We start from the raw sequence: 12,759 nt of genomic DNA, 5'->3' as shown, positions 1-12,759 counted from the left end.
TATCCTAAAGATAGCAAGGTAGTTCATTATGAAAGACGACTATTCTGAGATCATTGTCAACAGAATTCTATCACTGTGTAAGCAACGGGATATTTCTATATATCAACTGTCCATTATGAGTGGTGTGAGCCATTCGACGATTGATAATCTAGTCAACCGCAAGACATATAACCCGAAAATCAAAACGCTCCATAAAATTGCCTTGGCGTTTGGATTTACTCTGGCCGAATTGGTTGACTTTCCTGAGTTGAATGACTTTTCATTTGAAGACGAAGGTGATTCTTAAAAATTATGTAGTGTCCTGCACCTTGAGTTGAGTGTATCCTCTTAACGAGAGGATACACTTTTATATTTTCCCTTAGTATAACATACATTTTAATCTATTGGTACATTTTTTCAAGTACATATAGAAAATATACGAATTACTTACCTTGGGATATTCTTTAAACAATATAGTACTTATAGTACAAGCGAATTCCGTGCTAAAAATTTTAGACCAAAGAGGAAATAAATTGCCACCCCCACACAAAAGAAAGGACGATTGTTTTGGCTGACAAAGGACAAAACATGGAATTAAACCTTGAACTGGGCCAGCGGGTAAAAGAGCTGCGTGAAGCACTCAATTTATCTCGAAAAGACTTAGCTGAATTGCTTGATATTTCCGATTATTTTTTAGTTGAAATTGAACTTGGCAGACGGGGCGTTTCAAATGTAACTTTATGTAAGTTAGCGGATGCCCTATGTACCACAACGGATTATTTATTAAGGGGTATCCATGGGCCTTCCGATATTAAGTCGATAACCGCTCTTCTGGAATCTGTTGATGAGCCGTTGTTGCATAGTGCCGAGCGATTGTTAAAAGAGTATATCAATGGTATCCACTATATAAGAGCAAAAGAACGGGATATTTCTTATTTGGGACCGGAAATAAAGTAGGCCATGATTCAATATAGTTTCCCACCATGTAAACTGAGTGTATCCCTCTAATGGGATACACTTTTTGCATCCTATCAAGAGTTCTGTTGTCTTTTTTTATTATATCTCATTTGAGTATTATATTGCAGCTCTTTATAGTTTTATTTTATATCTTATTTGAAGGTCAAAATAGTTGTGGCCAGGAGGTGATATCTTTGGATACTATTCTTCGACTCCGTGAGCTTATGAACAGCCGTGGATGGTCCGAATACCGCCTAGCAAAAGAATCCAAATTGTCCATGTCTACAATTTCAAATATATTTCATCGCGGTTCCATACCTAGCATCCCTACCCTGGAAACTCTTTGCAACACTTTTGGAATCAGTCTGGGTCAATTCTTTTCAAAGGGAGTATCCTTCAAGTGGTCAAAACAGAAATTTGTCTGTGGTAAAATTATGGTCAAACGAAAAATCACCGCCAAATTGGCGGTGATTTTCCTTAAAAATGGTGGACCTAATCGGGATCGAACCGACGACCTTACGGATGCGAACCGTACGCTCTCCCAGCTGAGCTATAGGCCCATATTTAGTTATCTTATATAATTTGAAGCACTTTGCTTTGTTTTATATGCCGGTCTTCAAAAGAAACACGTTTTTATGACAGGCCGTTGATGGGACCATCCTGCCCTTCACAGCAGGGGGCAGCCTTTAGACAGGTTTTTATTATACCAGATTTATTAAAAATGTAAAGCCCTTACCGCAAATTTTTTTATCCTCTTTCCCATCCTGTTTTGGGGATGACTGGAATTCAAATTTATACCCCAGCATTTGTAAATTCCCAATGATTCCCTCCGCGGGAAGTTCTCATATAATTATTCAGTTTGTCCAATAGGCAAATTCCCGCTGTACGCTTATAATGAATATAAAACAATTCTGCCGTTTTCCTTTCCACATGCGGCCGGCGGATAGCTCTTCCCGCCGGGTAGAGGTGAACAACCATGCAGATCTTCTCCGGACAGTCAATTTCATCTGATGTCGTTTTCGGCCCTCTTCATTTCCTTACGCCCGCACCGCCGACGATATCTGCTCATTCTCCCCTCCCGCCAGAAGAGGAGTGGGAGCGCTTCTCCACGGCTCACCGCCAGGCAGTACTGGAGCTGGCCCAGCTCTATGACCAAGCTGTCCAGATGGTGGGGGAAAAGCTGGCCACCATTTTTGCCATCCACGCCATGCTCCTGGATGACCAAGACTATCAGGACACTGTCTACTCCATGATATTTTCCTGCGGCTGTACAGCTGAGCATGCCTCTAAGACTGCTATGGATCACCTGGTATCCCTCTTTGAGCAGATGGACAGCCCCTATATGCAGGCCCGCGCCTCTGATGTCCGGGCCATCTCCGATCGAATGCTCCGTATCCTCACCGGCCGCGGCACTGTGCCCCCCGTCTCTTTCTCTCCTTCTATCCTGGTGAGCACAGAATTTGCTCCCAGCCAGATCATCACCCTCGACCGCTCCTGTATTTTGGGCTTTATTGCTATGCGCGGCAGTGTACAGAGCCACGCCGCTGCCCTGTCCCGAGCCCTCTCCATCCCCGCCCTGGTGAAGCTCGATCTCTCAGCTTCCCTGGAAGGCCACACTGCCCTTCTAGATGGAGGAGCGCAGAAGCTGTATGTGGACCCTACCCCTGACATCCTCTCCCGTCTGGGCCCTCCTGATCCAAGCATCCGCCTCTCCACACCGAATCAGTTATAACAGAGCCTTCGGACCGCTCCGGTCGTCCGAAGGCTCTTCTTTGCAAAATAATATTTTTTTGCTGGGAACTTTTCTTAATTCCTGTCGTCCAAAAGAGTGTACAGAGGAACTTCCCTCAAAAATCTCAAATATCATAATAAGGAGAACCCAAATGAAACGAATCTTTACTCTGATCCTTGCCCTTTCTCTGCTGGCCCTCACCGCCTGCTCCGGCGGCGGCACCGGTGAGACAGACAGCTTGACCCCTGAGGAGCGCACCCAGCGCTTCGTCACTGCCATCACCGATGCCCGCAGCGAGGAGGACAACGAATACAACAGCATCCTCAGCTCCGCGGATGACGACACGGCGGATATGACTTTCCAGCTCCTAGGGGTCACCACCGAGGATATGGAGTCCTTTGCCATCAGCGTGTCACTGATGAACGTCAAGGCCTACGGCATTGCCGTCATCAAGCCCGCACAGGACAGCGAGGACACAGTGAAAGAGGGCCTTCAGGGCTTTATCGACCAGCAGCAGCAGAATTTCCAGATGTATCTGCCTGACCAGTATGAGGTCGCCAAGAACGCCCGCTTGGAGACGCTGGAGGACGGGACCGTGGTCATGGTGATGTGTGAGGACCAGGATACGGTCTTTGACTCCATCATTGATTCCCTTCAGGCCGGCTGACCCGCGCTCTTTTCTGCGGGCAAGCTTTCGACAAATTTTCTGCGGCCCCGCCGGAAGGCGGGGCCGCAGCTTTTGATCTGCTCTGGATCTCCCTCATGCCTCTTTTTTCTGTTGTAATATTCTCCAATCAGTGTTATATTAAAAGCGGATATACCAAACACTTTTCACAAGACGGGAGGTAAGAATATGAACGCGATCCAGCTTACATCGAGATTCAACCCCCAGCTTGAGGTGTCGGTCTTCCAGGGGCATTTTGCCACCCGGCACTCCCACAACAGCCACTACATCGACATCACCCGCATGAAGCACGAGTTCACCATGGCCCGGGAAGCTGCCATGACCCTGGCCCAGAACTACGCCTATGACAAGGGGGTGGACACCATCGTATGTCTGGACGGGAGCGAGGTCATCGGCGCGTTCCTCGCCCGCCACCTGGCCAAAAAGGAAGTCTTTTCCGTCAACAGCAACAAAAACATTAACGTAGTCACCCCGGAGTATGACTCCAACGGGCAGCTGATCTTCCGGGACAACCTGACCCCCATGATCGTGGGGCGGGAGGTGCTGATCCTGATCTCCACCGTCAACTCCGGCAAGAGCGCCCGGCGCACCCTGGAGTGTGTCCAGTATTACGGCGGCAAGGTCCAGGGCATTGCCGCCATCTTCAGCATGCTGGAACAGGTGGACGGCATCCCGGTGTACAGTCTTTTCTCCCCTGACGACATCGCCGGATATATCTCCAGCTCCCCCAAGGAGTGCCCCATGTGCCGGGCCGGCCAGAAGATCGATGCCCTGGCCAACAGTTTCGGCCTGTCCATGCTGTGACCCACGCTTGCTATCGTGCATCCCCCGGATGCACGATTTTTATACCTATTTATTCATTTTTCTTTGCATAATATTCATTTTTGGTGAAAGTAAACGGAATATTTTTTGTCGTTTCTGGATAATCATACGATTCAGCACTTGCTTTTTGCTTTAAACGGTGGTAGACTTCCCTTAACATTGAATGATGCGGAGCTGCGGCGGCCCTGATCCGGCCCCACGCCCGCCCATAATCGGGAGGAAATGAACTATGTCTCAAATCAAAAAAGTGGTACTGGCCTATTCCGGCGGCCTGGATACATCCATCATCATCCCCTGGCTGAAAGAGAATTACGGTGACCCCGAGATCATCGCTGTCTCCGGCGATGTGGGACAGGGGACCGAGCTGGACGGTCTGGAGGAGAAGGCCATCAAGACCGGCGCCTCCAAGCTGTACGTGGAGGACCTGACAGATGAGATGGTAGATGACGTCATCATCCCCTCCATGATGATGGGAGCCAAGTATGAGGACTATCTGCTGGGCACCGCCTTCGCCCGTCCCATCATCGCCAAGCGGCTGGTAGAGATCGCCAAGGCGGAGGGTGCCGACGCGATCTGCCACGGCTGCACCGGCAAGGGCAACGACCAGGTGCGCTTTGAGCTGGCCATCAAGCGCTTCGCCCCCGAGATGAAGATCATCGCCCCCTGGCGTGAGTGGGACATCAAGGGCCGCGACGAGGAGATCGACTATGCCGAGTCCCACAATGTGCCCCTGAAGATCAGCCGGGAGACCAACTACTCCAAGGACAAGAACCTGTGGCACCTGAGCCATGAGGGTCTGGACCTGGAAGACCCGGCCAACGAGCCCCAGTACGACAAGCCCGGCTTCCTGGAGATGGGCGTCTCCCCCGCCATGGCCCCCGACCAGGCCACCTATGTGACCCTGGATTTTGAGAAGGGCTGGCCTGTGGCCGTGGACGGCGAGAAGATGAAAGCCAGCGATATCATCCGCAAGCTGAACCAGCTGGGCGGCGAGAACGGCATCGGTCTGCTGGACATCGTGGAAAACCGGCTGGTGGGCATGAAGGACCGCGGCGTGTACGAGACCCCCGGCGGCACCATTCTCTACCGGGCCCACGAGGTGCTGGAGATGATCACCATTGATAAGGACACCAAGCACATGAAGCAGAAGCTGGCGGTGGACTTTGCCGACCTGGTGTACAACGGCAAGTGGTTCACCCCCCTGCGGGAGGCCCTCACCGCCTTCGCCGTGGACACCCAGAAGCATGTCACCGGACAGGTGAAGCTGAAGCTGTACAAGGGCAATATCATCACCGCCTCCGTCACCTCCCCCGAGAGCCTGTACTCCGAGAACCTAGTCACCTTCGAGGAGAGCGACTACAACCAGGACGATGCGACTGGCTTCATCAATCTGTGGGGCCTGCCCGATACCGTCCAGGCGCTGCGGGAGCAGGGAAAGCTGAAATAAATTTCAATTAGGAATTAGGAATGAGGAATAAACGGATTCGCCTGCGGCGAATGAAATTCAAGCCGTCTGGCTTCGCCGGACCCCTCAATTTCTAATTCCTAATTCCTCATTCCTAATTAAGGAGCGATTCAATATGAAACTTTGGGCCGGCCGGTTTCAGAAAGAGACCGACACCTTAGTAAACGACTTCAACTCCTCCATCGGGTTCGACGCCCGGCTGTATAAGCAGGACATCCAGGGCTCCATGGCGCACGCCGCCATGCTGGGCCGGCAGGGCATCATCGAGGAGCACGAGGCGGAGAAGATCATCAACGGTCTCAAGACCATCCTCTCCGAGATCGAAGGGGATGGTGTGGAGTTCTCCCTGGACAACGAGGACATCCACATGAACATCGAAGCCATGCTCACCCAGCGCATCGGCGATGCGGGCAAGCGTCTCCACACCGCCCGCAGCCGAAATGACCAGGTGGCGGTGGACACCCGTCTGTATGTGAAGGAGGAGATTCCCGTCCTTATCGGCAAGGTGCTGGATCTGGAGCGGGTCCTGGTGAAGAAGGCCAAGGCCCATCTGGACACCGTGATGCCCGGCTACACCCACCTCCAGCGGGCCCAGCCTACCACCTTCGCCCACTACATGATGGCCTACGCCAACATGTTCAAGCGGGACGTGACCCGGCTGGAGGACTGTCTGGAGCGGCTGGACGAGTGCCCCCTGGGCGCGGGCGCCCTGGCTACCTCCACCTATCCGGTGGACCGCTTCGCCACCGCCCAGGCCCTGGGCTTCAAAAAGCCCACCGACAACTCCATGGATTCCGTCTCTGACCGGGACTATGTGATCGAACTGCTCTCCGCCCTGTCCATCCTGATGATGCATCTGTCCCGGTTCTCCGAGGAGATCATCCTCTGGTGCTCCTGGGAGTTCAAGTTCGTGGACCTGGACGACGCCTACTCCACCGGCTCCTCCATCATGCCCCAGAAGAAGAACCCTGACGTGGCCGAGCTGGTCCGGGGCAAGACGGGCCGGGTGTACGGCGATCTGGTCACCCTGCTGACCATGATGAAGGGCCTGCCCCTGGCCTACAACAAGGACATGCAGGAGGACAAGGAGGCCCTGTTCGACGCCGTGGACACGGTGGAGCTGTGCCTGCCCGTCTTCGCCGCCATGGTGGACACCCTGACGGTGCGCCCCAAAAACATGGCCAAGGCGGCGGCCGGCGGCTTCATCAACGCCACCGACTGCGCCGACTACCTGGTCAAGAAGGGCCTGCCCTTCCGGGAGGCCTATATGATCGTGGGCCGTCTGGTCAACCTGTGCATCAAGACCGGGGACACCCTGGACACCTTGACCCTGAAGGACTTCCGGGCCATCTCCGGACTGTTTGACGAGGATGTGTACAAGGCCCTGGAGTTAAAGACCTGCGTCAACGGCCGGAGCGTCTACGGCGGTCCCGCCCGGGAGAGCGTGGAGAAGCAGATCTCCAATATCGAGGGATTCCTTGCGCAGCGGAGCTGACTTCTATTCCTCCCCCATTTCCTTTTGTGTTCCTGGCGGGGGCCTTTTTGTGCTCCCCTCTCCCGCGGGGCAGGACACACAGACGATCGGAACTTATCTTTCAAAAATCAGGTGGTCCTTATGAACAAACCCAAGATCTATATTGACGGCAAGGAGGGCACCACAGGCCTGCAGATCTATGAACGGCTGGGCGGCCGGGACGATCTGGAGCTGCTGCTCATTGACGAGGACAAGCGGAAGGACACCGAGGAGCGGCGCAAGTTCCTCAACGCCGCTGACCTGGTCTTTCTGTGCCTGCCCGACGCTGCCGCCGTGGAGGCGGTCTCCCTTATTGAGAACGGGAACACCAAGGTGATCGACGCCTCCACCGCCCACCGCACCGCCCCCGGCTGGGCCTACGGCTTTGCGGAGCTGTCCAAGCTCCACCGGGCGCAGATCTGCGAGAGCATGCGGGTCTCGAACCCCGGCTGCCACGCCACCGGGTTCATCAGCATTGTCTATCCCCTGGTGGGCATGGGCATCCTGCCCGCCGACACGCCTCTCAGCTGCTTCTCCCTCACCGGCTATTCCGGCGGCGGGAAGAAGATGATTGCCCAGTATGAGGCAGAGGGGCGGGAGGACCTTTTGAGCAGCCCCGCCATCTATGGCATCACCCAGAGCCACAAGCACCTGCCGGAGATGCAGGTCCGCTGCGGCCTCAGCTGTCCGCCGGTGTTCAGCCCCATTGTGGACGACTATTACAAGGGTATGGCCACCACCGTACCCCTGCACCTGTCTCAGCTGCGGGGTGTGAGCAGCCTCCACGACGTGTGGAAGGCCCTCTCCGACTACTACGCCGGGCAGAAGCTGGTCCGCGTGGCCCCTGAGGGAGCCGACGGCAAGCTCTATGGCGCGGGCAAGGCCGGGGACGATGACCTGACCCTCACCGTGGCGGGCAACGACGGCCAGCTGACGGTGACGGCCCTCTTCGACAATCTGGGCAAGGGTGCCAGCGGCGCCGCGGTGCAGAACATGAATCTGATGCTGGGCTTTGAGGAGACCGAAGGGCTGAGCCTGAGCTGAAATAGGCGGCCATTCTCCCTCTTTTTTCTGAAATTTCTGGTCCGGGACTTGACGAAAGCCCCGGACCGGCGGTTTAATGGAACTGAGAATTTCCCTTCCCCCTTCTGGGGCACTTTGCTGGAAAGGAAGTCTGTACAGCTATGAAACAGGTATCTGGCGGCGTCTGCGCCGCAAAGGGCTTCGTGGCCGCCGGCGTCCACTGCGGCGTCAAGGCCAGCAGCAGCCCGGATAAAAACGACCTCGCCCTGATCCTCTCTGAGAAGGAGTGTACCGCCGCTGCCACCTATACCCTCAACCGGGTGAAGGCGGCCCCCCTGTACGTCACCATGGACCACCTGGAGAACGGGGTAGCCTGGGGCGTGGTAGCAAACAGCGGCAACGCCAACGCCTGCTGTCCCATGAGCCACGAGAACGCCCAGGCCATGTGTCTGGCCGCCGCCCAGGCCACCGGCCGGGCCCCCGAGGATTTTGCCGTGGCCTCTACAGGCGTCATCGGCCAGACCATCAACATCACCGCCATCCAGGCCGGGATGCCCGCCCTGGCGGCCAAGCTGGGCCCGGAGGGCTCCGAGGATGCGGCCCGGGCCATCATGACCACCGACACGGTGAAGAAGGAGCTGGCCTTCTCCCTCACCCTGGGTGGAAAAGAGGTCACCCTGGGTGCCATCGCCAAGGGCTCCGGTATGATCCACCCCAACATGGGCACCATGCTCTGCTTCATCACCACCGACTGTGCCATCACCCACGAGATGCTGGAGGACGCTCTGCGGGAGGTAGTGGCCCGCACCTTCAACCGGGTAACGGTGGACGGGGACACCTCCACCAACGACATGTGTCTGGCCCTGGCCAACGGTATGGCCGGCAACCCCCTCATCGAGTGGAAGGACGAGGACTACTCCGCCTTCCTGGCCGCCCTGGAGGAGCTCTGCCGCCAGCTGGCCCGCTCCATTGCCGGGGACGGCGAGGGGGCCAGCAAGCTGGTCACCTGCAGGATGACCGGCGCCCGCAGTGAGGAGAGCGCCGAGCGCCTGGCCAAGGCGGTGGTCGGCTCCTCCCTGGTGAAGGCCGCCATGTTCGGTTCCGATGCTAACTGGGGGCGGGTGCTGTGCGCCATGGGCTACTCCAAGGCCCCCTTCCGCCCCGAGCATGTGGACGTCACCTTCCAGTCCCAGGCGGGTTCCGTCCCGGTCTGCCGGCAGGGGGACGGCCTGCCCTTTGACGAGGACGCCGCCAAGCGCATTCTCAGCGAGAAGGAAGTGGTCATCCTTGTGGACTTGCACGAGGGGGACGAGGCTGCCGAGTGCTGGGGCTGTGACCTCACCTATGACTACGTGAAGATCAATGGAGACTATCGCACCTGATCCCTGGCCCAGAGGGAAGGGAGGCACGGGGAGCGCCGCCATGTGCTCCGGCTCCTCCCTCCCCATATTTTACTGTTTGAGGGGGAATACGCATGTCCTTCAATGAAGTGGACCGCGCCCAGGTGCTGGCCGAGGCGCTGCCCTATATCCAGAAATATTATGGCAAGACCATTGTGGTCAAGTACGGCGGCAACGCCATGATCTCCGACGAGCTGCGGCAGGCCGTGATCTCCGACATCATCCTGCTCCACCTGGTGGGGCTGCGGGTGGTGGTTGTCCACGGCGGCGGACCTGAGATCAGCGAGATGCTGAAAAAGACGGGCAAGGAGTCCCGATTTGTGGACGGCCTGCGCTACACCGATGAGGAGACCATGGATGTGGTACAGCAGGTGCTGTGCGGCCGGGTGAACAAGAATCTGGTGGCCACCCTGAACCGCCTGGGCGGCCGGGCCCTGGGCCTGTGCGGCCTGGACGGCGCGCTGTTCCAGGCCCGTCTTCTGGACGAGAGATTCGGCCTGGTGGGGGAGATCACCAAGGTAGACCCCACCCCGGTCAACGACGCGCTGGACAACAACTACATCCCCGTAGTGTCCACCGTGGCCCTGGGGACGGATGCGGAGACCTCCTACAACATCAACGCCGACACGGCGGCCGCCAAGCTGGCGGTGGCACTGGGGGCGGAGAAGCTGATCCTGCTCACCGATGTGCGGGGGCTGCTGCGGGACCCGAAGGATGAGCGTACCCTGATCCCGGAGCTCCAGCTCTCCCAAGTCCCCGCCCTTGTCCGGGAGGGGGTCATCTCCGGCGGCATGATCCCCAAGGTGGACTGCTGCGTGGAGGCGGTCCGCTCTGGCGTCAAGTCCGCCATCATCCTGGACGGCCGCGTCCCCCATTCCATCCTCATCGAGCTGCTCTCCAACGAGGGCATCGGCACCATGCTGGTCAACTGAACCAGGAGCGCCGGAAGGAGAATCGTTATGACCTTTGAAGAGATCAAAGCACTGGACCATCAGTACGTGATGCAGTCCTACGGCCGCTTCGACGTGGCCGTAGACCACGGCAGGGGCGCCACCCTCTGGGACACCCAGGGCCGGGAATACATCGACTTCACCTCCGGCATCGGCGTGTGCTCCCTGGGCTACGCCGACGAGGGCTGGGTGAACGCCATCACCGAGCAGGCAGGCAAGCTGGGACACATCTCCAACCTGTTCTACGCTGAGCCCTATGTGAAGGCCGCGGAGAAGCTGTGCCGGAAAGCGGGCATGTCCAACGTGTTCTTCGCCAACTCCGGCGCGGAGAGCAACGAGGGCCTGATCAAGCTGGCCCGCAAGTACTCCTTTGACAAGTACGGCAAGGGACGGGGGACCATCATCACCCTCCACAAGTCCTTCCACGGCCGCACCATCACCACCCTCTCCGCCACTGGGCAGGACGTGTTCCACAACTATTTCTTCCCCTTTACCGAGGGCTTCCGCCACGCCGACGCCAACGACTTCGACAGCGTGGAAGCCATGGCCGGACACGATGTGTGCGCCGTCATGTTCGAGCTCATCCAGGGCGAGGGCGGCGTGCTCCCCCTGGACCGGGAGTTTGTGCAGAAGGTGGCCGACCTGTGCGCCAAGCGGGACTGGCTGCTCCTCATCGACGAGGTGCAGACCGGCGTGGGCCGCACCGGCTCTCTCTTTGCCTTCCAGCAGTACGGCATCCAGCCTGACGCAGTCTCCTTCGCCAAAGGCATCGCCGGCGGCCTGCCCTTCGGCGGCGTGATGGCGGGAGAGAAGTGCCGCAATGTCTTCACCACCGGCACCCACGGCACCACCTTCGGGGGCAACCCCATCTCCGCGGCCGCAGCCTGCTACGTGCTGGACCGGATGGACGACGCCATGTTCCAGTCCGTCCAGGAGAAGGGGGCATATCTCCGCAGCCGCATTGAGGCCCTGGACCTGCCATGCCTGGGCGCCACCCGGGGCATGGGCCTGATGATCGGCATCGACGTGAAGGGGGAGCGCACCAACAAGGAGCTGGCCGCCAAGCTGATCCAGAGCGGCCTGCTGGTCCTCACCGCCGGCCCCGGCCTGCGCCTGCTCCCCCCCCTGGTCATCACCCAGGAGGAGATGGACAAGGGCCTGGCCATCATGAAAGCAGCGCTTTCTTAACTTCAGCGCGGAGGGCAGGCCCGCTCCCTCTGTCATCCTCACTCTGAACATCGGGGGTTTTTATCATGCAGAAAGACTTACTCAAGCTGCTGGATCTGTCCAAGGAGGACATCATCAAGATCCTCAACACCGCTGACCAGCTGAAATACAGCCAGAAGCACGGTCTGGTCCACGACTATCTCCGGGGCAAGACTCTGGCCATGATTTTTGAGAAGAACTCCACCCGGACCAGGGTCTCCTTTGAGACTGGAATGTACCAGCTGGGCGGACACGCTCTGTTCCTGTCCGGCAAGGAGAGCCAGATCGGCCGGGGCGAGCCCATCGAGGACACCGCCCGGGTCCTGGCCCGCTACTGCGACGGCATCATGATCCGCACCTTCCATCAAGAGGAGGTGGAATCCCTGGCCAGTCACTCCCACATCCCCGTCATCAACGGCCTGACCGACTTCTGTCACCCCTGCCAGGTGCTGGCCGACCTGATGACCGTCCGGGAGCACAAGGCCACCCTGGAGGGATTGAAGCTGTGCTACATCGGGGATGGCAACAACATGGCCAACTCCCTCATCGTGGGCGGCCTGAAGTGCGGCATGGAGGTATCGGTGGCCTGCCCCGCCGGCTACGACCCTGACCCCCAGGTGCTCGCATTTGCCGCCAGCCAGCCGGACTTCAAATTCTCCCTGGTCCGCACCCCCCAGGAGGCGGCCGCCGGGGCCGACGTGGTCTTTACTGACGTGTGGGCCTCCATGGGCCAGGAGGAGGAGCGTGCCGTCCGGGCCGCCGCCTTTGCCGGCTATCAGGTCAACGACCGCCTTATGACCCTCACCAACCCGGGGTGTATGGTACAGCACTGCCTGCCCGCCCACCGTGGGGAGGAGATCACGGCGGAGGTCTTTGAGGCCCACGCCCAGGAGATCTTTGACGAGGCGGAAAACCGCCTCCACGCCCAGAAGGCCGTCATGTACCTGCTGATGTGCCCCGACGCCAAATAAATCAGACAGAGGGCCGCCCCGGGACAACGTTCCGGGGCGGCCCGCCTGTCGGAAAA

At 57.8% G+C, this 12,759-nt stretch carries 12 protein-coding genes, 1 tRNA gene and 1 pseudogene; 13 read left to right on the top strand and 1 reads right to left on the bottom strand.

What is annotated here, in order from left to right; translation table 11 throughout:
• The first annotated feature begins 28 nt into the window (after positions 1-28).
• From NE584_RS13885 to NE584_RS19895, 3 genes and pseudogenes are all read left to right on the top strand, one after another.
• The gene (locus NE584_RS13885) at positions 29-286 is read left to right on the top strand and encodes a helix-turn-helix transcriptional regulator (RefSeq protein WP_108980586.1); all 258 of its coding nucleotides are present in this window, start codon (positions 29-31) and stop codon (positions 284-286) included.
• Positions 287-546: 260 nt separating this feature from the next.
• The gene (locus NE584_RS13880; RefSeq protein WP_108980585.1) at positions 547-936 is read left to right on the top strand and encodes a helix-turn-helix domain-containing protein; all 390 of its coding nucleotides are present in this window, start codon (positions 547-549) and stop codon (positions 934-936) included.
• A gap of 50 nt (positions 937-986) precedes the next feature.
• Positions 987-1,304: pseudogene (locus tag NE584_RS19895) on the top strand (helix-turn-helix domain-containing protein); the annotation flags it as partial.
• A 116-nt stretch (positions 1,305-1,420) separates the two neighbouring features.
• On the opposite strand, the gene NE584_RS13875 reads toward NE584_RS19895, so the two are convergent.
• Positions 1,421-1,496: transfer RNA gene (locus NE584_RS13875), tRNA-Ala, on the bottom strand.
• A gap of 416 nt (positions 1,497-1,912) precedes the next feature.
• Between NE584_RS13875 and NE584_RS13870 the strand changes: the two genes are divergently transcribed.
• The 10 genes from NE584_RS13870 to argF all read left to right on the top strand — a co-directional run bounded on the left by NE584_RS13870 (position 1,913) and on the right by argF (position 12,703).
• Positions 1,913-2,668: a phosphoenolpyruvate-utilizing N-terminal domain-containing protein gene (locus NE584_RS13870; protein WP_108980584.1), complete on the top strand. Its 756-nt coding sequence runs from the start codon at positions 1,913-1,915 to the stop codon at positions 2,666-2,668.
• A gap of 151 nt (positions 2,669-2,819) precedes the next feature.
• On the top strand, positions 2,820-3,335 hold the full coding sequence (locus NE584_RS13865; protein ID WP_108980583.1) for a DUF4358 domain-containing protein: 516 nt from the start codon (positions 2,820-2,822) through the stop codon (positions 3,333-3,335).
• A 186-nt stretch (positions 3,336-3,521) separates the two neighbouring features.
• The gene (locus tag NE584_RS13860; protein WP_256183051.1) at positions 3,522-4,157 is read left to right on the top strand and encodes an orotate phosphoribosyltransferase; all 636 of its coding nucleotides are present in this window, start codon (positions 3,522-3,524) and stop codon (positions 4,155-4,157) included.
• Positions 4,158-4,404: 247 nt separating this feature from the next.
• Positions 4,405-5,622, top strand: coding sequence for an argininosuccinate synthase (locus tag NE584_RS13855; protein WP_050623512.1), 1,218 nt, complete (start codon positions 4,405-4,407; stop codon positions 5,620-5,622).
• 133 nt (positions 5,623-5,755) lie between these two features.
• A complete protein-coding gene (argH, locus tag NE584_RS13850) occupies positions 5,756-7,135 on the top strand; it encodes an argininosuccinate lyase (RefSeq protein WP_108980582.1) in 1,380 nt (459 codons plus the stop codon).
• A gap of 120 nt (positions 7,136-7,255) precedes the next feature.
• Positions 7,256-8,197: an N-acetyl-gamma-glutamyl-phosphate reductase gene (argC, locus tag NE584_RS13845; RefSeq protein WP_108980581.1), complete on the top strand. Its 942-nt coding sequence runs from the start codon at positions 7,256-7,258 to the stop codon at positions 8,195-8,197.
• A gap of 140 nt (positions 8,198-8,337) precedes the next feature.
• Positions 8,338-9,558, top strand: coding sequence for a bifunctional glutamate N-acetyltransferase/amino-acid acetyltransferase ArgJ (argJ, locus tag NE584_RS13840; protein WP_050623509.1), 1,221 nt, complete (start codon positions 8,338-8,340; stop codon positions 9,556-9,558).
• A 92-nt stretch (positions 9,559-9,650) separates the two neighbouring features.
• Positions 9,651-10,508 (top strand): acetylglutamate kinase, encoded by an 858-nt coding sequence (gene argB / locus NE584_RS13835; RefSeq protein ID WP_050623508.1) that lies wholly within the window; start codon positions 9,651-9,653, stop codon positions 10,506-10,508.
• Positions 10,509-10,535: 27 nt separating this feature from the next.
• Positions 10,536-11,714, top strand: coding sequence for an acetylornithine/succinylornithine family transaminase (locus tag NE584_RS13830; protein WP_256183050.1), 1,179 nt, complete (start codon positions 10,536-10,538; stop codon positions 11,712-11,714).
• A 65-nt stretch (positions 11,715-11,779) separates the two neighbouring features.
• Positions 11,780-12,703: an ornithine carbamoyltransferase gene (gene argF, locus NE584_RS13825; RefSeq protein ID WP_050623506.1), complete on the top strand. Its 924-nt coding sequence runs from the start codon at positions 11,780-11,782 to the stop codon at positions 12,701-12,703.
• Positions 12,704-12,759 lie beyond the last annotated feature (56 nt).

Origin of the sequence: Clostridium sp. DFI.5.61 (genome assembly GCF_024462915.1) — a bacterium.
In the GTDB taxonomy this organism is placed as follows: Bacteria; Bacillota; Clostridia; order Oscillospirales; family Oscillospiraceae; genus Lawsonibacter; species Lawsonibacter asaccharolyticus.
Note: the sequence above shows the minus strand (reverse complement) of the source record. Positions and strands in the feature narration are given on the sequence as shown.

What these genes read in the sequence shown, in the direction of transcription:
- NE584_RS13830 (WP_256183050.1), top strand. Translation starts at nt 10,536, where the DNA reads ATGACCTTTGAAGAGATCAAAGCACTGGACCATCAGTACGTGATGCAG.
- argF (WP_050623506.1), top strand. Translation starts at nt 11,780, where the DNA reads ATGCAGAAAGACTTACTCAAGCTGCTGGATCTGTCCAAGGAGGACATC.
- NE584_RS13860 (WP_256183051.1), top strand. Translation starts at nt 3,522, where the DNA reads ATGAACGCGATCCAGCTTACATCGAGATTCAACCCCCAGCTTGAGGTG.
- argH (WP_108980582.1), top strand. Translation starts at nt 5,756, where the DNA reads ATGAAACTTTGGGCCGGCCGGTTTCAGAAAGAGACCGACACCTTAGTA.
- NE584_RS13855 (WP_050623512.1), top strand. Translation starts at nt 4,405, where the DNA reads ATGTCTCAAATCAAAAAAGTGGTACTGGCCTATTCCGGCGGCCTGGAT.
- NE584_RS13865 (WP_108980583.1), top strand. Translation starts at nt 2,820, where the DNA reads ATGAAACGAATCTTTACTCTGATCCTTGCCCTTTCTCTGCTGGCCCTC.
- NE584_RS13885 (WP_108980586.1), top strand. Translation starts at nt 29, where the DNA reads ATGAAAGACGACTATTCTGAGATCATTGTCAACAGAATTCTATCACTG.
- NE584_RS13870 (WP_108980584.1), top strand. Translation starts at nt 1,913, where the DNA reads ATGCAGATCTTCTCCGGACAGTCAATTTCATCTGATGTCGTTTTCGGC.
- argB (WP_050623508.1), top strand. Translation starts at nt 9,651, where the DNA reads ATGTCCTTCAATGAAGTGGACCGCGCCCAGGTGCTGGCCGAGGCGCTG.
- argC (WP_108980581.1), top strand. Translation starts at nt 7,256, where the DNA reads ATGAACAAACCCAAGATCTATATTGACGGCAAGGAGGGCACCACAGGC.
- argJ (WP_050623509.1), top strand. Translation starts at nt 8,338, where the DNA reads ATGAAACAGGTATCTGGCGGCGTCTGCGCCGCAAAGGGCTTCGTGGCC.